This window comes from Serinicoccus hydrothermalis (assembly GCF_001685415.1).
GTDB lineage: Bacteria > Actinomycetota > Actinomycetes > Actinomycetales > Dermatophilaceae > Ornithinicoccus > Ornithinicoccus hydrothermalis.
The window spans coordinates 2,670,875-2,690,849 of the sequence record NZ_CP014989.1 but is presented as its reverse complement, the minus strand read 5'-3'; the positions used below and the strand labels follow the sequence as shown (position 1 = coordinate 2,690,849).

The 19,975-nt window shown below is 75.6% G+C and carries 17 protein-coding genes; 8 read left to right on the top strand and 9 right to left on the bottom strand.

The features are described from left to right. Positions 1–4 precede the first annotated feature (4 nt). The 6 genes from SGUI_RS18075 to SGUI_RS12430 form a co-directional block, all read right to left on the bottom strand. A complete protein-coding gene (locus SGUI_RS18075) occupies positions 5–433 on the bottom strand; it encodes a glycosyltransferase (RefSeq protein WP_237141351.1) in 429 nt (142 codons plus the stop codon). Continuing rightward, positions 430–1,668, bottom strand: coding sequence for a glycosyltransferase (locus SGUI_RS12450; protein WP_066640789.1), 1,239 nt, complete (start codon positions 1,666–1,668; stop codon positions 430–432). The genes SGUI_RS18075 and SGUI_RS12450 overlap by 4 nt, the downstream gene beginning before the upstream one ends. After that, positions 1,658–2,944, bottom strand: a complete 1,287-nt coding sequence (locus SGUI_RS12445) for a glycosyltransferase family protein (RefSeq protein ID WP_066640788.1) — start codon at positions 2,942–2,944, stop codon at positions 1,658–1,660. Before SGUI_RS12445 ends, SGUI_RS12450 begins: the two co-directional genes overlap by 11 nt. Positions 2,945–3,102: 158 nt before the next feature. Further along, a complete protein-coding gene (locus SGUI_RS12440; protein WP_066640785.1) occupies positions 3,103–3,777 on the bottom strand; it encodes a response regulator transcription factor in 675 nt (224 codons plus the stop codon). 10 nt (positions 3,778–3,787) lie between these two features. Then, positions 3,788–5,323 (bottom strand): sensor histidine kinase, encoded by a 1,536-nt coding sequence (locus SGUI_RS12435; RefSeq protein ID WP_066640783.1) that lies wholly within the window; start codon positions 5,321–5,323, stop codon positions 3,788–3,790. Then, on the bottom strand, positions 5,320–6,390 hold the full coding sequence (locus tag SGUI_RS12430; RefSeq protein WP_066640782.1) for a DUF2891 family protein: 1,071 nt from the start codon (positions 6,388–6,390) through the stop codon (positions 5,320–5,322). Before SGUI_RS12430 ends, SGUI_RS12435 begins: the two co-directional genes overlap by 4 nt. A gap of 25 nt (positions 6,391–6,415) precedes the next feature. Here SGUI_RS12430 and SGUI_RS12425 point away from each other — a divergent pair, with 25 nt between their 5' ends. Both SGUI_RS12425 and SGUI_RS12420 read left to right on the top strand, forming a co-directional pair. Further along, positions 6,416–7,201 (top strand): thioesterase family protein, encoded by a 786-nt coding sequence (locus SGUI_RS12425; RefSeq protein ID WP_066640781.1) that lies wholly within the window; start codon positions 6,416–6,418, stop codon positions 7,199–7,201. 262 nt (positions 7,202–7,463) lie between these two features. Further along, the gene (locus tag SGUI_RS12420) at positions 7,464–8,018 is read left to right on the top strand and encodes a hypothetical protein (protein WP_066640780.1); all 555 of its coding nucleotides are present in this window, start codon (positions 7,464–7,466) and stop codon (positions 8,016–8,018) included. A gap of 147 nt (positions 8,019–8,165) precedes the next feature. On the opposite strand, the gene SGUI_RS12415 is transcribed toward SGUI_RS12420, so the two are convergent. The 3 genes from SGUI_RS12415 to SGUI_RS12405 form a co-directional block, all read right to left on the bottom strand. Beyond that, complete coding sequence (locus SGUI_RS12415; RefSeq protein WP_066640779.1) at positions 8,166–9,356, bottom strand: O-succinylhomoserine sulfhydrylase; 1,191 nt, start codon at positions 9,354–9,356, stop codon at positions 8,166–8,168. 76 nt (positions 9,357–9,432) lie between these two features. Then, the gene (locus SGUI_RS12410; protein WP_066640778.1) at positions 9,433–10,521 is read right to left on the bottom strand and encodes an ABC transporter ATP-binding protein; all 1,089 of its coding nucleotides are present in this window, start codon (positions 10,519–10,521) and stop codon (positions 9,433–9,435) included. Then, the gene (locus SGUI_RS12405; RefSeq protein WP_083190673.1) at positions 10,521–12,212 is read right to left on the bottom strand and encodes an ABC transporter permease; all 1,692 of its coding nucleotides are present in this window, start codon (positions 12,210–12,212) and stop codon (positions 10,521–10,523) included. The genes SGUI_RS12410 and SGUI_RS12405 overlap by 1 nt, the downstream gene beginning before the upstream one ends. A 267-nt stretch (positions 12,213–12,479) precedes the next feature. On the opposite strand from SGUI_RS12405, the gene SGUI_RS12400 reads away from it, so the two are divergent. The 6 genes from SGUI_RS12400 to SGUI_RS12375 are packed head-to-tail and all read left to right on the top strand — an operon-like array spanning position 12,480 to position 19,890. Then, positions 12,480–13,610: a glycosyltransferase gene (locus SGUI_RS12400; protein WP_066640776.1), complete on the top strand. Its 1,131-nt coding sequence runs from the start codon at positions 12,480–12,482 to the stop codon at positions 13,608–13,610. Beyond that, the gene (locus SGUI_RS12395) at positions 13,607–14,734 is read left to right on the top strand and encodes a glycosyltransferase (RefSeq protein ID WP_066640775.1); all 1,128 of its coding nucleotides are present in this window, start codon (positions 13,607–13,609) and stop codon (positions 14,732–14,734) included. Before SGUI_RS12400 ends, SGUI_RS12395 begins: the two co-directional genes overlap by 4 nt. Next, complete coding sequence (locus SGUI_RS12390) at positions 14,719–15,579, top strand: glycosyltransferase family 2 protein (RefSeq protein ID WP_066640774.1); 861 nt, start codon at positions 14,719–14,721, stop codon at positions 15,577–15,579. The genes SGUI_RS12395 and SGUI_RS12390 overlap by 16 nt, the downstream gene beginning before the upstream one ends. Continuing rightward, positions 15,576–16,697, top strand: coding sequence for a glycosyltransferase (locus tag SGUI_RS12385; protein WP_066640772.1), 1,122 nt, complete (start codon positions 15,576–15,578; stop codon positions 16,695–16,697). Before SGUI_RS12390 ends, SGUI_RS12385 begins: the two co-directional genes overlap by 4 nt. Further along, entirely contained in the window at positions 16,694–17,614 is a 921-nt protein-coding gene (locus SGUI_RS12380) for a WcbI family polysaccharide biosynthesis putative acetyltransferase (RefSeq protein ID WP_066640771.1), read from the top strand. The genes SGUI_RS12385 and SGUI_RS12380 overlap by 4 nt, the downstream gene beginning before the upstream one ends. Next, positions 17,602–19,890, top strand: a complete 2,289-nt coding sequence (locus SGUI_RS12375; RefSeq protein WP_066640770.1) for a glycosyltransferase — start codon at positions 17,602–17,604, stop codon at positions 19,888–19,890. The genes SGUI_RS12380 and SGUI_RS12375 overlap by 13 nt, the downstream gene beginning before the upstream one ends. Positions 19,891–19,975 lie beyond the last annotated feature (85 nt).

The following is a 19,975-nucleotide window of genomic DNA, read 5'->3' as shown; positions in this document are numbered from 1 at the left end:
GGTGCTAGCGCTGCTCGTCGATGAGGGGCGCGTTGACCTCGAGCACGGTGGTCACCCGCTCCCCCAGCCCGCGCCGGGCGAGGGCGAGGACCGGCGAGAAGAGGGAGTAGCGCTCGTAGACGACGTCCGGCGCCGCGACGACCACGCGGCGGGCGATCTCGGCGGCCGCCTGCCGCTGGGCCACCTCGCGGCGCGCGGCCGCGCCCGGGTCACCGGACCCGCCCCCGACCTTCCCGACCGGCACGTGGTGCACGACGAGGTCGGCGAGGTCGGCGGGCACCTGCGCGGCGTCGCCGAGGCGCACGGCATACACCTCGACCTCGGCGCCGCGCGCCCGCCAGGCGCGGACCATCTCCTGGATGTGGACGCTGGCGCCCTTGGTGCCGAAGACGGGGATGCCGGGATCGGCGCAGACGTAGGCGACGCGGGTCATCGGGATGCTCCTGCGGTCACGGCGGCGAGGTGCGCCGCCTGGGTGGTGGTGTCGTAGTCGCGCTCGACCAGGGCCCGCGCGGCGCGGGCGACCTCGACGCGCGGCCAGGCGGGGTCGGCGACCTCGCGCAGCGCCTGCGCGACGCGGGCGGCCAGGCCCTCGCGGTCGTGGTCCAGCAGGAGGCCGGTCCTGGGTCCGCCGGGCGTGGCCCGGATCGCCTCGGGTATGCCGGTGACGTCGGTCGCGACGCACGGCACGCCGCTGGCCATCGCCTCGAGCAGCACGGTGGGCAGCCCGTCGGCGTTGCCGTCGGCACCGACGACGCAGGGGGCGGCGAGCACGTCGGCCCGGCCCAGCTCGGCGACCAGCTCGGACTGGCTGCGCGAGCCGAGCAGTGTGACGACGTCCTCGAGGCCGAGTCGGCGCACCTGCGCGGCCAGCTCGTCCGCCCGCTCGCCCTCGCCGACGATCCGGACCTCGAGCGGCATACCCTCCGCGCGGAGCAGGGCGACCGCGTCCACGAGGTGGTCGAAGCCCTTCTTCTCCACGACCCGGCCCACGGCGAGGACGCGCAGCGTGCCGTCGACCAGCGCCGGGTCGCGGTAGGTGAACCGCCCCAGCTCGAGGCCGTTGCGGACCAGCTCGACCTTGGACCCCAGGTCGGGGTCCACGTGCTCGAGCAGGAAGCGGCGGTTGTAGTCGCTGATGGTGACGACCGCCGCGGCCCGCCGCAGCACCTCGCGCAGCACCACGCGGTCGACGTCGTCGTGGAAGAGGTCCTTGGCGTGCGTCGTGACGGTGAAGGGTATGCCGGTGAGCGCGGAGGCGATGGCGGTGCACCAGGACGCGAGGTTGGCGAAGTGCACGTGCACCCGGGTGATGCCGTCGCGCCGCAGCTGCAGGGCGAGCTCGACGCCCTGGGCGACCGCCGAGGGGTCCAGGCGGACCAGCAGCGGCATGAGCGCGCCGAAGCGCTCCCCGAAGTCGGGCAGCTCGGCCTGGGCCCGGGCGAGGACGGCCCACTCGTCGGAGAGCTTGTGCGCCTTGGTCAGGTGGGTCACCGGCGCCTGGACCTGCGCGAGCTGGGGGTGGAAGCGGGAGTCGGAGGTCGGCCGCAGGGCGTAGATCGCGAGATCCTCACCGGCCGCCTCGCGGGCGAGGATCTCGGTGACGACGAAGGTCTCGGAGAAGCGGGGGTAGACCTTGAGGACGTAGGCGGTGCGCTCAGCCGACATGGCTCAGCACCTTCTCCCGACCGGACACCCCTTCGGTCCGCCCCGCACCGTCGGCAAGGCCTGTCCGGTCGGCGAGGACGGGCGAGGTGCGCACGAGCCGGGCCGCCGAGCCCGCGACCGCCCGCAGCCCGCCCAGGTCCAGGGCCCGCCGGTCGACGGTGCGGCGCACGGCACTCGCCCACCACCGGCTGATCGCCTGCGGGGTGAGGTCCTGCTCCCGGAGCAGGTCGCTGGCTCCGACGCGCTCCAGGCCCCGGGCCCGGATGAGCTGCTCGGTCCGCGGACGCTCGCGCGGCACGAGGAGGGCGGGCACGTCGGTGGCCAGCGTCTCGGCGACGGTGTTGTAGCCGGCCATGGAGACCGAGGCCGCCGACCGCCGGATGAGCCCCGCCGCGTCGTCGACGCTGCGGGTCACCGAGGTGCGGGGGCCGGCCTCGCGCTCGACGGCGCGGTGGTCGGCGTCGGACATCTGCGGTCCGGTGATGAGGACGTGCTGGTGGCCGCGCGGCACCTCGGCCCGGGCCGCGGCAAGGCAGAGCCGGGTGCCGTCGCTGCCGCCCCCGGCGGTGGTGACGACGTAGGGCCGCTCCGGGTCGAGGTCGGTCGGCTCCTCCGCCCGGCCGTGGGCGAGGAAGCCCTGGTAGCGGATCAGCGGCGCGAGCTCGTCCGGGACCTCCCCGGAGGTGCGCAGGTCGTGGACCGCGGGGTCGCCGTAGATCCAGACCTCGTCGTAGAGCTCGGCGACGAGTTCGGCCGGGGTGATCCGCCACTCCGACTCGACCGCCTCCGGGGCGTCGAGGACGTCCCGCAGGCCGAGCACGAAGCGCGTCTGCGGCAGCTCGCGCCGCATCGCGTGCAGCCCGGCGAGCAGCTCACCGCCGACCCCGAGCGCGTGCCGGTCGACGACGACCAGGTCGGGGCGGAAGGCGAGCCCGGTGGCCCGGACGATCTCGCCCCGCACCGACAGCACGGCGTCCATGCCGAGCTGGAGGTGACGCGGGCCATACCCCTGGTGCGACGCGGTCTTGCCGATCGCGGGGAGCGTGACGACGTCGAAGCCGCGCGGCAGGCTGCGCGCCGCAGCGCCGGCGACCCCGTTGAGCAGCAGCCCGGTGACCGGACGCCCGGTGAGGACGGGCAGCCGCTGGGCCAGGGTGTGCGCGAGCGCCCGGTTGCGCCGGAAGTGCCCGAGCCCCTGCGAGTCGTGGGAGTAGAACACCACGCGCAGCGGCTCGTGGCCGCCGCCCGGGGCGGGGGTGCTGGTGCCCGTGTCCATCTCGTCCTCTCCCGCCCGACCCGGTGGTCGGTGCGTGAGGACGAGTGAACACACCCGGGATGAGCCGTCCATGACATACCGATGAGAGTCCTCTCATCGCAGGTCAGCAGGTATGCCCGGTTGCGGACAGAAGGGGTGTCCGGTCGGGGGACGGCGGGTCAGTGCTCGAAGCGGTAGCCGACGCCGCGGACCGTGGTGATCCGGTCGGCGCCGAGCTTGGAGCGCAGGTAGCGGATGTAGACGTCGACGACGTTGGAGCTGCCGGTGACCTCGAAGCCCCACACCCGGTCCAGGAGCTGGTCCCGGCTCAGCACCTGCCCAGCGTGGTCCATGAGCTCGCGGGCCAGCGTGAACTCGCGGGCGGACAGCTCGACCTGCCGCCCGTCGACGGTCACGGTGCGGGCGGGGATGTCGAGGCGGACGCCGCCCTCCTCGAAGACGTCGTCGGAGCGTCCGCCGCCCTGGGCCTCGGCGTGCTGGCGCAGCCGCAGCTTGACCCTTGCCCGCAGCTCCTCGACCCGGAACGGCTTGGGCAGGTAGTCCTCCGCCCCGCTCTCCAGCCCGTGCACCGTGTCCTCGACCGAGTCACGGGCGGTGCACATGATGACCGGCACCGGCTCGTCCATGGTGCGCAGCATCCGCAGCACGGTGAAGCCGTCCATCTTCGGCAGCCCCACGTCGAGCACGACGAGGTCCACCTGGCCGCTGCTGGCCGCCTCGAGCGCGGCGATCCCGTCGGTGACCAGGGTGGTCCGGTGCCCGTCCCCCCGCAGCCCCCGGTCGATCACCCGGGCGATCCCGTCCTCGTCCTCAGCGATCAGGATGTGCGCCATGCGGGGAAGGCTACCCGCCGGTGGTGAGGCTGCCGGTGCGGTCGCGCTCGGCCGGCCCGACCTGGCCGTCCTCCTCGCGCGCCCCGGTCGCGGGGATCCACATGGTGAACCGGGAGCCCAGCCCGTCGACCGAGTCGACCCCGACAGCGCCCCCGTGCGCCTCGGCGATCGCGGACACGATCGCCAGCCCGAGGCCGCTGCCCTCGACCGAGGACGCGGCCTCGGCCCGGCCGAAGCGCTCGAAGACGCGGTCCTGCTCGCTCTCGGGTATGCCCGTGCCGTGGTCGGAGACGGACAGGGCCAGGTAGCGCGGCGCGCGCCGGGCCCCGCCCTTGACCGCGCGGGCGTGCTGCGGGTCCTCCTCGCCGACCCACTCGGTGGCGAGCTCGACGATGCTGCCCGGCTCGCTGAACTTCACCGCGTTGGCGGCGAGCTGGACGACGGCCTGGATGAGCCGGTGCCGGTCCAGCGTCATCCGCCCCTCGGCGTGCGCCGCGAGCCGCCACTGGCGCTCCCCCAGCGCGGTGAGCCGCTCCATGCACTCGACCGCCAGCTCGGTGACGTCGGCGTCCACCGGCCGCAGGAAGTCCTGCCGCTGGGCGCGGGCGAGCATGAGCAGGTCGTCGACGAGCCGTTGCATCCGGTCGACCTCGTCGAGCATGAGCGTCCGGGTGGCGCGCACGTCCTCGGGGTCGTCCGCGCGCAGCAGCTCGGCGTTGCCGCGCAGGATCGTCAGCGGGGTCCGCAGCTCGTGCGCGGCGTCGTCGAGGAACTGGCGCTGCATCTGCACCCCCTCCTCGATCCGGTCGAGCATGCCGTTGAAGCGCAGCGCCAGGTCGGTGATGTCGGTCTCCCCCGAGACCTCGACCCGGCGCGACAGGTCCTCGGTGGTGATGTGGGCGGTCGCCTCCTGCAGCTCGCGCAGCGGGCGGAGGAGCCGGCCGAGCACGACGTGCGCGAGCGCGCCGGCGAGCGCGAGCGAGGCGAGCCCGACACCGGCATACGTCCACACCCGGCGCCAGATCTGCCCGGTGAGCGTGCCCGTGTCGATGGCGACGACGAAGGTGGCCCACCGCTCCTCCTCCGGCAGCTGCACGTCGGCCATCATCACCGTGAGGGTCGTGCCCTGGGTGTCGACGGTGTCGATGACGGCCCGCCCCGGGCCGACGTCGGTCCGGCCCACGAGCGCGAGGACGTCGTCGTGGGCGACGTCGAAGTCGCGCTCCCCGGTGCTCTGGAAGAGCGGCTCGCCGTCGACGAGCGCGAGGAAGGCCTCGTTGGAGGAGGCGATCGAGGACCGGAGGAAGGCGAAGAGCAGCGCTTCGGCGTCGGTGTAGGGCTCGCCGTCGCGCAGCGGCCCGGACTGCGCGAAGGCCTGCACCTCCTGCACTTCCTGCTCGAGGTCGGCCTGCACCCGCTCGTCGAGCGAACGGAACTGCAACGCGAAGGACAGCACCCCGGTGAGCGCGATGCCGAGCGCCATCATCCCGACCATGAGGGCGAGGAGCCGGCGCCGGACGGTCCAGCCGCGGTATGCCTCGTTCACGACCGGCCCGGCGCCCCGTCGGCGAGCAGCGCGAAGGACACCAGCCAGTGGGTGGCCATGAAGTCGCCCTGCGTGATGTCGCCCAGCACCGCGTCCTCCTGCTCGTCCGCCGCCGCGCGCAGCGCCGCGGCGGGACTCTCCTGCACCCAGGCTGCCAGAGTCCGCAGCGCCCAGGCCCGCGACAGGGCGAGCCCGAGGAGGTGCGCGCCCTGGCCGTCGGTCGGGTCGCGGACCTCCGGCACGGCCAGCAGGTGCGCGTGCCGGCCCTCCCCCAGCCCGGGCAGCACCCGCTCGAGCCAGCGCCGCGCGTCGCCCGGCTCGAGCACCGCCGTCATGAGCAGCGCCTCGGTGAGCGCCGGCGACAGGAAGTCCGACCCGCCGGGCTCGGCGTCCGTGGGCGCCGGCCCGTCGTCGGCGAACCACGCCCGCGCCGCCTCCTCGCAGGCGCGCACCACGTCCTCCCGGCCCAGGCGGGCGTAGGCGTCGCGCAGCAGCAGCAGGGCGAAGGCGTCGTTCTGGTGCTTGCCGTGGCGGACCGGGTAGGCCTGCCGCGGCAGGTGCTCCAGCACCCGCCCGGCGACCAGGTCGATCAGCGGGGCCAGCGCCGACGCCCAGCCGGCCGCCTGCGGGTCCCGCACACCGAGCTCGTGCGCCGCCGCGGCGAGCTGGGCCGCCCAGGCCCAGCCGTAGGGACGCTCGAACCCGGGCCGGGCGCGCAGGTAGTCCACCTCGACCCGCACGTGCTCCGGGGTGAGCCGCTCCTCCAGCAGCGAGCGCGCCGCGGCGGCCTCGCGCTCGCCGAGCGCACCGGCATACCTCGTGAGCAGGGTGACCAGCGACCACTGCATGTGCACGCACGAGTGCCAGTCGAGGGAGCCGTGGAAGGCCGGGTGCAGGCGGTGCGGCGTGACGTCGGTGTCGTCGGGGCCGGTGACGACGTGCGCCGGCGCCCAGGGGTATGCCGTGCCGATCACCTCCCGGGCGATCCGGCTCCAGTCCGCAGCGTGCCGCGCGGCGGTGGTGGCTGCGCCGGCCGCGTCGCCCGGGGTCGTTGCGCGAGATGGCATGGGTCCATTACTACACTCGCGCACCATGACAGCGGACGGGCGGCACTACTTCACAGCGCTGGGCGAGGGGAGGTACCTCCCGACCGAGGACGTCCAGGGGGCGTGGTCGCCGGACGAGCAGCACGTGGCCCCGGTCATCGGGTTGCTGCTGCACACGCTGGAGCTGAACCATCCGCGCGAGGACCTGCAGTGGGCGCGGCTGAGCGTCGACATCCTGGGCTTCATCCGCCGCGAGGAGATGACCGTCACGACGCGGGTGCTCCGGCCGGGGCGCACCATCGAGCTGCTGGAGTCCAGCGTCGAGATCGCCGGGCGCGCGGCGGTGCGGATGACCGCCTGGCGGCTGGTGGGCAGCGACACCACCGCGGTGGCCGAGGGCGAGCACGCCGACCTGCCCGGCCCCGAAGGTCTCGAGGCGTGGAGCGGGATGGAGCACTGGGGCGGCGGCTTCATCCGCTCCCTGGACTTCCGCGCGGTGCCCGGCTCCCGCCCCGGCCGCGGGCAGACCTGGGTCCGCACCCCGGTGCCGCTGGTCGGTGGTGACGAGCAGGCCTCCGCGCTGGCGTCCTGGGTGGGGCTGCTGGACACCGCGAACGGCACGGCCGGGCGTGCGGCGCCGCGCGACTGGGCCTTCCCCAACGTGGACCTCACGCTGCACCTGCACCGGCTGCCGGAAGGCCCCTGGGTCGGGCTGGACACCCGTGTCTCGTGGGGGCCGACGGGCCTCGGGCAGACCTCGAGCGTCGTGCACGACGTGAGTGGGCCGGTGGGCACCGTGGTGCAGGCGCTGACCCTGCGACCGGCGGGATGAGGCATACCTCTGGGATGTGACAGAGATCACAGTATCTGCGTGCAACGAATCCGCTCCCCACGACGTCTAGGTAGTGTCGGTTCGGGACAGCCGACACACCCCGTCGTGAGGGGCCGCACTCGTGCGGGACGGTGGGGGTGACAGGAGGGTGGGGCGCCGGATCAGGGACCGGCGCCCCACACTCTCACCCTCATCGCACCGCGGATCGCGCCCCGATGCACCGACCTAGACTGGCGGGGACGCGACCTGGAGGTGTCATCCCATGATCCGCAGACGCCGCACGACCCTGGCCCTCGCCGCGCTCACGCTGACCGCCGCGCTCGCCGGTTGCGGCGAGACCGATGTCGACACGGGCGCCGCGACGTCGTCGTCCTCGAGCGAGGAGAACGGCGAGGAGACCACCGAGGACGGGAGCACCGAGACCGTGGACGAGCCCATCGACAAGCCCACCCAGACCGCGCTGCCCAGTTCCCCCGGCGGGGAGTCGGCGCTGCCGCTCGGCCCCGTGCCCGACGAGGTCGTGCAGCGTGACGACGTCCAGGCCGCGATCGACGCCGAGGCCAAGCGGGCCGGGGTCGAGAGCAGCGCCGTGACGGTCGCGGGGTATGCCGCGGTCACCTGGAGCGACGGCTCGATCGGCTGCCCGCGCGAGGGGATGATGTACACCCAGGCGCTCGTGCCCGGTTACCAGCTCGTGCTCGAGGTGGACGGCACGCGGGCGAGCTACCACGCGGCGGAGGGCAAGAACTTCAGCTACTGCGCCCAGCCCGTCGCCCCGGCGTCGACCGAGTCCGGCGGCACGACCACCGACCGCTGAGGCATACCGGCCGGCCTCACCCCTCTAGTCCCAGGCGTCCCACCCGCACCCGAACGCCAGGAAATCCTGATCCGCTCACGCTATGACGTGCGCGGATCAGGATTTCCTGGCATCACGTGACGCGTGGGGCCCGTGGGGTCGACGGGGTCAGCCGAAGGCCGCCGCGAACCCCCGCTGCAGGTCCTCGCGCAGGTCGTCGACGTCCTCGAGCCCGACCGAGAGCCGGATCGTGCCCTCGGTGATGCCCGCCGCGCGCCGCGCCTCCTCCGGAAGCCGCCGGTGCGTCGTCGTCGCCGGGTGCGTGGTCAGCGACTTCGCGTCGCCGAGGTTGTTGGAGATGTCGACGACCTGCAGCGCGTTCATGAAGGCGAAGGTCTGCTCCTGCCCCGCGTCGAGGGTGAAGGTCACGACGGTGCCGCCGCCGGTCATCTGGCGCCGCGCCAGCTCGGCCTGGGGGTGCGACTCCAGCCACGGGTGGTGGACCGCCTGCACCCGCGGGTCGGCCTCGAGCTCGCCGGCCAGGGTCAGGGCGGTCGCCGCCTGCCGCTCCACCCGCAGCGTCATGGTCTCCAGCCCCTTGAGCGTCACCCAGGCGTTGAAGGGCGACATCGCGGGTCCGGTATGCCGCAGCAGGGTCTGGATCGGACCCGCCACGAGCTCGGTGGGGCCGAGGATCATGCCGCCCATGACCCGACCCTGGCCGTCGATGTGCTTGGTCGTGGAGTAGACGACGATGTCCGCGCCGTGGTCCAGCGGCCGGGAGAAGACCGGGGTGCCGAAGACGTTGTCCACGACGACCGTGGCGCCGGCGGCGTGGGCGAGCTCGCTCACCGCGGCGATGTCGACGAGCTCCTGGGTCGGGTTGCTCGGGGTCTCGAAGAAGACGGCGGCCGCCGGGGTGGCGAGCGCCTCGCGCCAGGCGTCGAGGTCGCGCCCGTCGACGAAGGTGCTCTCGACGCCCCACCGGCGCAGCACCTCGTCCACGATGACGAAGCAGGAGCCGAAGAGCGCCCGGCTCGCGACGATCCGGTCACCGGCGGCGCACAGCCCGCCGAGCGCGGTGAAGACGGCGGACATTCCGGAGGCCGTGGCCTGCGCCGCCTCGGCGCCGTGCATGAGCCGCATCCGCTCCTCGAGCATCGCGACCGTCGGGTTGCCGTAGCGGCTGTAGACGAAGCGCTCGATCTCCTCCTCGAAGGCGGCCTTCGCCTCCTGGGCACTCGAGTACACGAAGCCCGAGGTCGGGTAGAGCGCCTCGGCCGTCTCGTCGAAGGGGCTGCGCATGAGACCGCCGCGCACTGCGAGCGTGTCGGGCCGCCATCCGTCAGGGGTCTCCATGTCGTCCAATGTAGGCGGTCGAGACCCCTCGCGCCGCACGGCCTACCCCAGCCTCAGGTATGCCGCCGCGCCCGCGTCATCGCAGGTCAGAGGCTGTCTCCGCAGACTCTTCGGCATCGGTCGAGCCGGTCCGCAGGTCCGGGGTGGGCAGGGCGGCGACACCGCGCGGATCCACCGTCAGCGCGACCGTGTCGCCGGCCTGCGGGCCGAGCTCGGAGGAGAGCGCCTCGCACCGGCCGAGGCGCTCGACCTCGACCGTGAGGTGCACCGCGTCGGAGACCGTGGTGGCCCGGCGGACCGTGCCGGTGAGGCTGCCGCCCGGGTCGACGCGGAGCGCGCTGCGGCGCAGGGCCACCAGACCGGACGCCCGGTCGGAGGAGGCCGCCAGACCGGACGCCCGGTCGGCGGAGAGGTCGAGGAGGTCGCGCAGGGTCTGCGCGGCGGGACCCTCGAGGATCGTGTCGTAGCCGATGAAGGCGGCGACCTCACGGGAGACCGGAGCGCGCCAGACCTGGGTGGAGTCCCCCTCCTGGGCGATCCGGCCCTGCAGCATGACGGCCATCCGGTCTGCCACGGAGAAGGCCTCGTCGTGGTCGTGCGTGACGAGGATCGCGGTGGTGCCGGTCGAGACGAGGATCTCCCGCAGGTCCCCGGCGAGCCGGTCCCGCAGCGCCCGGTCCAGGGAGCTGAGCGGCTCGTCGAGCAGGAGCAGCTCGGGGTCGGCGGCCAGCGACCGGGCGAGCGCGACGCGCTGCTGCTCGCCGCCGGAGAGGGTGGCGGGGCGGCGGTCGGCATACCCGGGCAGCCCGACGAGCTCGAGCAGCTCGGCGACCCGCGAGGCCCGCGCGCCGCGCCCGACCCCACGCAGCCGCAACGGGTAGCCGATGTTGTCGCCCACGCTCGCCTGGGCGAAGAGCTGCCCGTCCTGGAACATCAGGGCGAAGCCGCGCTCGTGCGTGGGCACCCCGGACAGGTCGGTGCCCCGCCAGCGGATGCTGCCGGCGGAGGGTCGCTCCAGCCCGGCGACCGCCCGCAGCAGCGTCGACTTGCCGCAGCCCGACGGGCCGAGCACAGCAAGCACGCTGCCCTGCGCCACCTGCAGAGACACGTGGTCGACCGCGGTCGCACCCGGGAAGGTCACGGTGAGGTCGGTGAGCTCGAGCATCAGAAGGCTCCTACCGAGCCGACCCGCAGCCGCTCGACCACGCCCATGACGACGACGGTCACCAGCGCGAGCAGCACGCTGGCGGCGAGCGCCATCCCGAGGTGGTCGGCGCCGGGCCGGGAGATGAGCTGGTAGATGACGACCGGCACGGTGGGCCGGTCCGGACGGGCGAGGAAGCTGGTCGCGCCGAACTCCCCCAGCGAGACGGCGAAGGCGAAGCCGGTCGCCGCGAGCAGCGGGCGGGCCAGCACAGGGGCCTCGGCGGTCCACGCCGCGCGCCACGGGCTGGCGCCGAGCGCCGCGGCCGCCTCGCGCTGACGCGGGTCGACCGAGCGGAGCACCGGGGCCAGGGTCCGCACGACCAGCGGCAGCGCCACCATGGCCTGCGCGATCGGCACGAGGATGGGCGAGGTCCGCAGGTCCAGCGGCGGGCGGTCCAGGGTGATGAGGAAGCCGAAGCCGACGGTCACGGCGGAGATCCCCAGCGGCAGCATGAAGGCGCCGTCGAGGACCGAGACGGCGCGCGACCACCCCGGCTGGCGCGGCCGGCGGGACACCACGACGGCGACGATCAGCCCGAGCACCATGGCCAGCACGGTGGCGTCGACCGCGGTGCGCAGCGAGTTGGCCATGGCCTCCGTGACGCTGACCCGCAGCGCGCTGGTCGCCTCGGGGTCGGTGAGGGCGCGGTAGTGGTCGAGCCCCCACCCCTGTCCCACCCGCAGCGACCGGGCGACGAGCGTCCCCACCGGCAGCAGCACGAAGGCGACGACCACGGCGGTCACCACGAGGGCCGGTATGTCGTCGCGCCGGGGCGCGCGGGCGGAGGCCCGGGCACCGACGCGGCGCAGCGCCTGCTCGCGGGTGTTGCGCGCCCGCGCGGCCACGGCGAGCATCGCGACGACCGCGGCGAGCTGCAGCAGCGAGAGCACCGCGGCCCCCTGCAGGTCGAGGAACTGCACGGTGAGCAGGTAGATCTCGGTCTCGACCGTGCCGTAGCGCAGCCCGCCGAGGGTCAGCACCACCCCGAACGCCGTGGAGCAGAAGAGGAAGACGAGCGTGCCGGCCGAGATCACCCCCGGCGCGAGCGCGGGGAGGGTGACGGTGCGCCATACCTGCCAGGGGGAGGCGCCCAGGGTCGCGGCGGACTCCTCCGCCCGCCGGTCCATGCCCTCCCACAGCCCGCCGACGGTCCGCACGACGACGGCGAGGTTGAAGAAGACGAAGGCGAGCAGGATCGGCACCCACGTGCCGTCCAGCCCGAGGCCGCCCAGCGGCCCGCCGTCGGAGAGCAGCGAGCGGAACATCACGCCGACCACGACCGTCGGCAGCACGAACGGCATGACGACCACGGCCCGCAGCAGCGTCCGGCCGGGGAAGCGCAGCCGGTAGAGGACGAAGGCGACCGGGATCCCGAGCAGCAGGGTGACGACGGTGCCGGCCAGCGAGCTGACGAGGGTGAAGGTCAGGACGCGCAGGGTGCGGGCACGACCGAGCACCTCCGGGACCGCGCTGAGGTCGAGCCGGCCCTCCGGCCACAGCCCCCGCGCGAGCATCCCGCCCACCGGCAGCGCGAAGAAGACCGTGAGGAACGTCAACGGGATCACCGCGGCCAGCCCGAGGGCGACCCCAGGACCGCTGAGGTATGCCCGGCGCCCGCGTCGCGCTCGGCGCGCGGCAGGCTGGTCCACGTCGACTCCCTTCGCCGGTGCTAGCCGGAGCAGGTGCTCTAAGGGTCTGCGGGCCGTGCCGCACTCTCAGCTCGAGGCTCCCCTGTCGGTCGCTCACAGCCTACAGGGCAGGCCGGGCCCGGGGTCGGGGTCCACCCGGACGATCCGGCGCGCGGGAGGCGACCGGCGGACCTAAGGTGTCGCTGGTGCGCCGCGTGGGACCCAACGAGCGCTGTCCGGGTCGGCCCCTCGTCCCGCCCGCGCTGTGACCGTTAAGGAGGACCACCGGTGCACGTCGTCGTCGTCGCCCACACGCGCCACCCCATCTCCCAACCCTTCGCGGGCGGGCTGGAGTCGGTGACGTGGCACCTGGCCCGCGGCCTGGTGGCGCGCGGTCACCGGGTGAGCGTCTTCGCCGACCGGCACAGCGATCCCATCCCCGGCGTGGACTACCTGTGGCCGGACCGGCTCGAGCTGTCCGAGGCGGCCCGGCGGGACGTGTCGATGCCGGAGGAGGGCTGGATGGAGCGTCATCACGCCTATCTCCAGCTCATGCTGCACCTGGCGCGGCGCACCGATGTCGACCTGGTCCACACGCACGCACTGCACCACCTTCCGGCGGCGATGGCGCCGACCCTGAGCGTGCCCACCGTGCTGACGCTGCACACACCGCCCACGCCCTGGCTGGAGTCGGCCATCGCGATCGCCGGCACCGCTCCCCGCCGCGACCGCCTGCACGTCACCGCGGTGAGCCGGTGGACGGCGGCGGCCTGGCACCACGTCACCCCGGCCCGCGTGGTGCGCAACGGGGTGGACGTGCGGGAGTGGACACCAGGGCCGGGGGGCCCGGGCCTGGTGTGGTCCGGCCGCATCGTCCCGGAGAAGGCGCCGCACCTGGCGGCCCGGATCGCCCGCCGCGCGGGCCTGCCGTTGACCATCGCCGGTCCGGTCAGCGACGAGGACTACGCCCGGGAGATGCTGTGGCCCTGGTGCGGGCGGGACGGCGGGGTGAGCTATGCCGGGCACCTCCCGACGGCCGAGCTGGCCCGCCTCGTCGGCCGCAGCGCGGCCCTGCTCGTGACGCCCGCCTGGGACGAGCCCTTCGGGCTGGTCGCCGCCGAGGCGCTCGCCTGCGGCACCCCCGTGCTGGGCTTCGCCCGGGGCGGGCTGCCCGAGGTGGTCGGACCCGGCGTGGGTCGGCTGGTCCCCCCGGCGGACGACGCGACCCTCGTGGAGCAGGCCGCGGCGCTGGTCCCCGACGTGGTGCGGCTCCCCCGCGCCAGGGCCCGGGCGCACGCGGTCGCCCACCACTCGATGGACCGCATGGTCGAGGACTACCTCGGCGTCTACGACGACGTGCTCGCGGCCGCACCACCCCACCCCCTGGGTCCGGTGGTCGGCCCGGCGGTCGCGTCGTGATCGGCTACTACCTGCACCACGTCGGGCAGGGCCACCGGCGCCGCGGCACGGCGGTGGCGCGGTCGCTGCGGACCGAGGCGGTCGGGCTGGGCTCGGGTGGGCCGCCCGCGGGCTGGCCCGGTGACTGGGTCGAGCTGGAGCGCGACGACCAGCCCCCGGTGGACCCGCGACTCTCGCAGCCGGAGGCCGGGGGTGCCCTGCACTGGGTGCCGCTGCACCATCCCGGTCTGGCCAGGCGTCACCATCAGGTCGCCCGGTGGCTGGACCGCGCCCGTCCCGACCTCGTCGTGGTCGACGTGTCGGTGGAGATCGCCGTGCTCGTGCGGCTGTGCGGCGTGCCGGTCGTGCTGGGCGGTATGCCCGGGGACCGCGAGGACCAGCCGCACCGCCTCGCGCGATCCCTCGCCGAGGCCGTCCTGGCGCCGTGGCCGCCGGGCGCTCACGGGGACGGCGCCGCGAGCGGGCCGGCGCCCAGGACGTGGGAGGTGGGGGGCATCAGCGCCCTCGCGGTCGCCGGTGGCGCGCCCGGTGAGGGCTCCGCGCGGCCAGGGACCGGGCAGGGCGAGCCGGGTGCGCTCCCCGCCGGGAGCGGGCAGGGTGCCACGGGCGCGGTCGAGCCGGGGCGGGGCCCGCTGGGCGCGGTCGAGCCGAGACGGGGCGGGGTCCTGGTCGTCTGGGGCTCGGGCGGCGCCGGACCCGGTGAGCACGACGTCGAGGCGGCACGGGCCAGCACGGGTCGGCGCTGGCTGGTCCGGGGCGGTGACCACCCGCCCTCCCCCGACCTCCTCGCGGAGATGCGGGCCGCCGAGGTCGTCGTGTGCCACGCCGGGCAGGGTGCGGTGGCCGATGTCGCGCTGGCGGGGCGCCCCGCCGTCGTCCTCGCCCAACCCCGGCCGCACGGCGAGCAGGAGGCCACGGCGCGCGCGCTGGAGCGCCGCGGCCTGGCCGCGACCGCCTCCGGGTGGCCGGCCGCCGAGGCCTGGCCCGGTCTGCTCGACCGCGCGCTGGCGACCGGTGGCGAGGGGTGGTCGGCCTGGGGGTCGCAGCAGGGCGCCGCCCGCGCGGCGCACCGCCTCGACGAGGCCGCCGCCCGGCTGCAGGAGCAGCGGTGCTGGCCGTCCTGACCCTCGCCCACGGCCGTCACGACCACCTGCGTGCCCAGGTGGCCGGGCTGGCGGCCGGGGTGCGCCGACCGGACCTGCACGTGGTGGTCGCGATGGACGACCCTGCCGTGGCGCAGGTCGCCCACCGGGCGTGGCGGGCGGCCGGCGACGCTCCTCCGGTGCTGGTGGAGCCGCTCGCGGCCGACCCGCTCGGCCTGCCCCTCGCCGCGGCGCGCAACGCCGCCGCCCGGGTGGCCACCGCCGCGGGCGCCGACCGGCTCGTCTTCCTCGACGTCGACTGCATACCCGGCCCCACCACGCTGACCACGTATGCCCGCCACCTCCACCCGAGCCCCTCCCGCCCGTCCCCGGCGGTGCTGGGCGCCGACGTGGCCTACCTGCCGCCCCGGCAGCCCGAGTGCGGCGGCTGGGAGCACCAGCTGCACCGGCTCGCCGAGGTCGGCGTGCACCGTCCCGACCGGGTGCGACCGGCGCCCGGGGAGACCCGGGCCGAGCCGGACCTCACGAGGTTCTGGTCGCTGAGCTTCGCCCTCACCGCCGCCGACTTCGCCCGCACCGGAGGCTTCTGCCCGCTCTTCGTCGGCTACGGCGGCGAGGACACCGACTTCGCCCAGGTCGTCGGCTCCCTCGGGGGCAGCCTCACCTGGGTGGGGGGCGCGACGGCATACCACCAGCACCACCCCACCCGGACGCCGCCGGTCGACCATGTCGAGGCGGTGGTGCGCAACGCCGGCGTCTTCGCCGACCGGTGGGGGTGGTGGCCGATGCTGGGGTGGCTGGAGCAGCTGCGCGAGCGCGGTCTCGCGGCTCCCGACGGCGACGGGCGTTGGCAGGTGACCCGGTGACCATCCGGGTCCGGCAGATCCCGGCCGGGCACGCCTACGTCGCCGCCCTCCTGCCCGTCCGCCCCGACCCCCGCACCGAGCCCGCCGTGGTGCACCTGCCGGACCCGCCGGTGCCCGGCGCACCCCCCGGCCAGTGGTGGCCGCACCCCGCCCTCGACCCGGCCTGGCTGCGGGAGCACGCCTGCGAGCAGGACCTGGTGCACGTCCACTTCGGGCTGGAGGGCCAGGACACCGCCCGGCTCCGGACCTGGCTGGAGGTGCTGCGCGAGCAGCGCCTGCCGCTGGTGCACACCGTCCACGACCTGGACCACCCCCAGCTGCGGGACCAGCGGCGGCACCGGGAGCACCTGGAGCTGCTCGTCGAGCACGCCGCCGGGCTGCTCACCCTCACCGAGGGGGCCGCCGAGGTGGTGCAGCGGACCCTGGGGCGACGACCGCTCGTCGTGCCGCACCCGCACGTCGCCCCGCTGCCCCTGGTCGGCCGGCCCCGGCCGGCCCGGTCCGGGCCGCTGACCGTCGGGCTGCACCTGAAGTCGCTGCGCGCCAACCTGGCCCCGCTGCGCTCGCTGCCCGCCCTGGCCGCCGCGGTGCGGGAGGTCGACTCCGTGCTCCCGTCGGGCGCCCGGCTCGAGGTGCGCGCCCACCCCGAGGTGCTGGACCCGGACCGGCCCGGTCACGACCCCCGGGTGGCGGGGCTGCTCACCGAGCTGGGTGGGCCGGCCTGGGGGGTCGTCGACGTCCGGGTCGCCCCGCGGCTGCCGGACGACCAGCTCTGGGACTACCTGCGCGGTCTGGACGTGTCCGTGCTGCCCTATGCCTGGGCCACCCACTCCGGCTGGGTCGAGGCCTGCCGCGACCTGGGGACCTGGGTGCTGGCGCCCGAGGTCGGGCACCTGCGCGAGCAGGGGGGCGTGCTGTCGTGGGGGCCGGCGTCCCGGCCGCCGGACCCGGGCCGGCTGGCCCAGCTGCTGCTGCGCGCCGCGGGGTCCCCGCCGCCCCGCGTGGACCGGGAGGAGCGGGTGCGACAGCGGGAGGCAGGTGCCGCGCTGCATACTGCGGTGTATGCGGCGGTGCTCTCGGGCCGCCGGGTCGATGCGGAGACGGAGGGCGTGCCGTGAGCGATGAGGGCCGACGCCGGCACTACGGCGTCTTCTACGGGATCGACCCCCTGCCCGACGAGGGACTGCCCCTGCTGGCGGTCCACGGCAACTGCCAGGCGGAGGCGCTGCGCGTGGCGGTGGGCACCTCGGGCCGGGTCAGCGGGGTCCGGCTGCCCCCGGTGCACGAGCTGGTGGAGTCCGACCTGCCGCACCTGTGGCGCCTCCTCGAGCGGCTCGACGTGCTGGTGGCCCAGCCGGTCGGCGCGGACTACCACGGTATGCCGCTGGGCACCGCACAGGTGGCCACGCGGCTGCCGGAGGGGGCCCGGGTGGTCCGGGTCGCCAACTACTTCTCCGAGGCGCTCTACCCCGAGCAGGTGCTGGTCCGGCACGAGGACGAGGAGGTGGTCGACCCGCCGGTCGTGCCCTACCACGACGTGCGCAGGCTGGGCCTGGCCGCCGGCTGGAGCGGCCCGGCCACGCTCCCCGCCGAGGCGGTGCGGCAGGTCGCGGCGGACTCCGGCGCCGAGCTCCGCCGGCGCGAGCAGGCGGAGGACACGCTGCCGGTGAGCGACCTGGTCGCCGAGGCCGGGGCACGGGCCGGGTGGACGGTCGACCACCCCGGCAACGAGGTGCTCCTCGGGCTGGCCCAGCGCGTCGTGGACGACATCGGAGGAGACACACCCCGCGCCCGGGTCTCGGACCCGGGCCGGGTGCTGCTGTCCTCGGTGCGCACCCCGCTGCGCGCCGAGGTGCTGCAGGCCCTGGGGCTGCCGGGTGAGCCGCGCGAGCACTGGCTGGTGGACGGCGAGGAGGTCACGGACGAGGAGGTGGCGCAGGCGCACCTGGAGTTCTACGCCCGGCATCCGCGCGTCGTCGAGGTCGGCCTGGACAAGAAGGGTGCCCGCCTCGCGGCGCTGGGATGGCGCCCCTGACCCTGGCCCACCTCGTGCCCGGCCCGGCCGAGCACGGCGTGGTGCGGCACGGGGTGACGCTGCACCCGCACCTGGGCGATGCCGAGCTGCTGCGGCCCGGCACGCTGGAGGACCTGCCCGAGGGTGCGCTGGCCGGCAGGACGGTGCTGGCCCAGGTGACCGACCGGCTGCTGGCGAGGCAGCCCGCCGGGGCTCTCCCCGCGTGGCGCCGTGCCTGCGCCGGCGCGGCACGGGTCACGGTCGTGCTGCACGACCTGCCGCAGGCCAGCGACGGGCGGTGGCGCGCCGACCGGGTGCGGCTCTATGCCGCGCTCGCCGCCGGGACCGACGCGGTCGTCGTGGCCAGCGAGCACGAGCGGCTGCTGCTGCGCGCCGCCGTCCGGCACGCCCGGGGCGGCCTGGTGGCCGACGCCGTGGACCGCCGCACCCACGTGGTCCCGCTGCCGGTCGACCCGCTGCCGGGCGCGGTCACGCCGGACCCCCCTCCGGTCGAGCCCAGGGCGGGCGGGCCGCGCAGCGTGGTGACCCTGGGCTACCTCTATCCGGGCAAGGGCCTGGAGCAGGTGATCGACGCGACGGCGGCCGCGGCGCGGGAGCCGGCGCTCCGGCACGTGCCGGTGGTCGGACGCAACCTGGGGCGGGCATCCCGCGGCCACGAGGACCTTCCCGACCTGCTGGCGGACCGCGCCCGGCGGGCGGGGGTGTCCTGGTCGACGACCGGGTGGGTGGCGGACGAGGCGCTGCCCGGCCTGCTGGCCGCGGCGACGGTGCCGGTGGCCGGGCACCAGCACGTGTCCGCCTCCGGGTCCATCGCCACCTGGCTGGCGGCGGGCAGGCGACCCCTGGTGCTCCGCTCGCGCTACACCAGCGAGCTGGCGCACCGGCTGCCGGGCGCGGTGCAGCTCGTCGAGCCGGGAGGGCTGGCGCGGGCGGTGACCACGGCGCTGCTCGACCCCGACCTCACCTGGCTGGGCGGGGGGGTCACCCTGGGTCCGTCCTCGCCGGAGGCGGCGCGGGCGGTGCGGGAGGTGGCCGACCGTCCCGCGTGCACGGTGGTGGTCCCCTACTACCGCGACCAGCCGATGCTCGATCTCGTCCTGGCCCGGCTGGACGCCCAGCGCGGGGTCCTCGGGGGGCTGGAGGTGGTGGTTGCCGACGACGGCTCCCCCACCGAGCCGGTCCTGCGCCCGGTGCGGCTGCCGGTCACCGTCGTCCGGCAGCCGGACCTCGGCTTCCGCCTGGCCGCCGCACGCAACCTCGGTGCCTCCCGGGCGCAGGGCCGGGTGATCGTCTTCCTCGACGGCGACACCGCGCCGGAGGACGACTACGTGGCGACGCTGCAGCGCGCCTGCCTGGAGGGCCCGACCCTCGCGGTGGGGCGCCGTCGGCACGCCCGGCTCGGCGGCGCCGGGACGGACCAGGACTGGCCGCCGTCGGCGTGCCTGACCGAGCCCGGGTGGCTGCGTGAGGGGTATGCCGCGACCCGCGACCTCCGGGATGCCGACGACACCTCGTTCCGCTACGTGATCGGGGCGGTCAGCGCGATCTCCCGGGACGTCTTCGAGGCGGTGGGCGGCTACGACGAGACGCTGACCGGCTACGGCGGGGAGGACTGGGACCTGGCCTGGCGGGCCTGGCTCGCCGGGGCGCGGCTGCGCCACGAGCCGGCTGCCCTCGCCTGGCACGACGGTCCCGACCTGGCGGGGCGACACGAGGGCGACGCCGCGGGGCTCGCGCGGCTGAAGAACGCCGAGACCGCCGCGCTGGCCGAGCGCATACCCCACCCGCTCGTCCGTGGTCGTGGGTGGCACCACACCCAGCCCGACGTCGTCGCCGTCCTGGGACCGGGGTGCGCCTCGTGGTCCCCCGGCCAGCTCGTCGTCGTCGTGGAGGCGCTGCTGCGGCTGGGCGACCTCGGGGTGTGGGTGCCGCACCCGGCCCCGGTGCCGCCGGACCCCCGGGTGCACCGAGGGGACCCACCCGGGCGGGTGCTCGCCCGCTGCCGCGCCGTGGTGGAGGTGACCCGCCCCGAGGCGGTGCTGCGGCTGCCCTGGCCGCCCGGTCCGGCGCACCTCACGCTCGGCGCGCCCCCCGGGGCGGATCTCGACGACGCGGGGGACAGCCGGGACAGCGGGGTGCGGGTGCGCTCGACCCGGCGCGAGGGTGAGGCCCGGTGGGAGGGGGTACCGGCGCCGACCCTCGGCCTCCCCGGCCGCTGGGTGGAGCCGGTGCCCGCCGACGTGGTCGTCGAGCACTGGCGGCAGCGGCACCCCTGAGGGTGGCGGGCTCGGGGCGGCCGGCGCCGGGGGCGTGCTCGGGGCGTGCCGGCGCCGGGGGCCGTGCCGGTGAGCAGCGACCCGC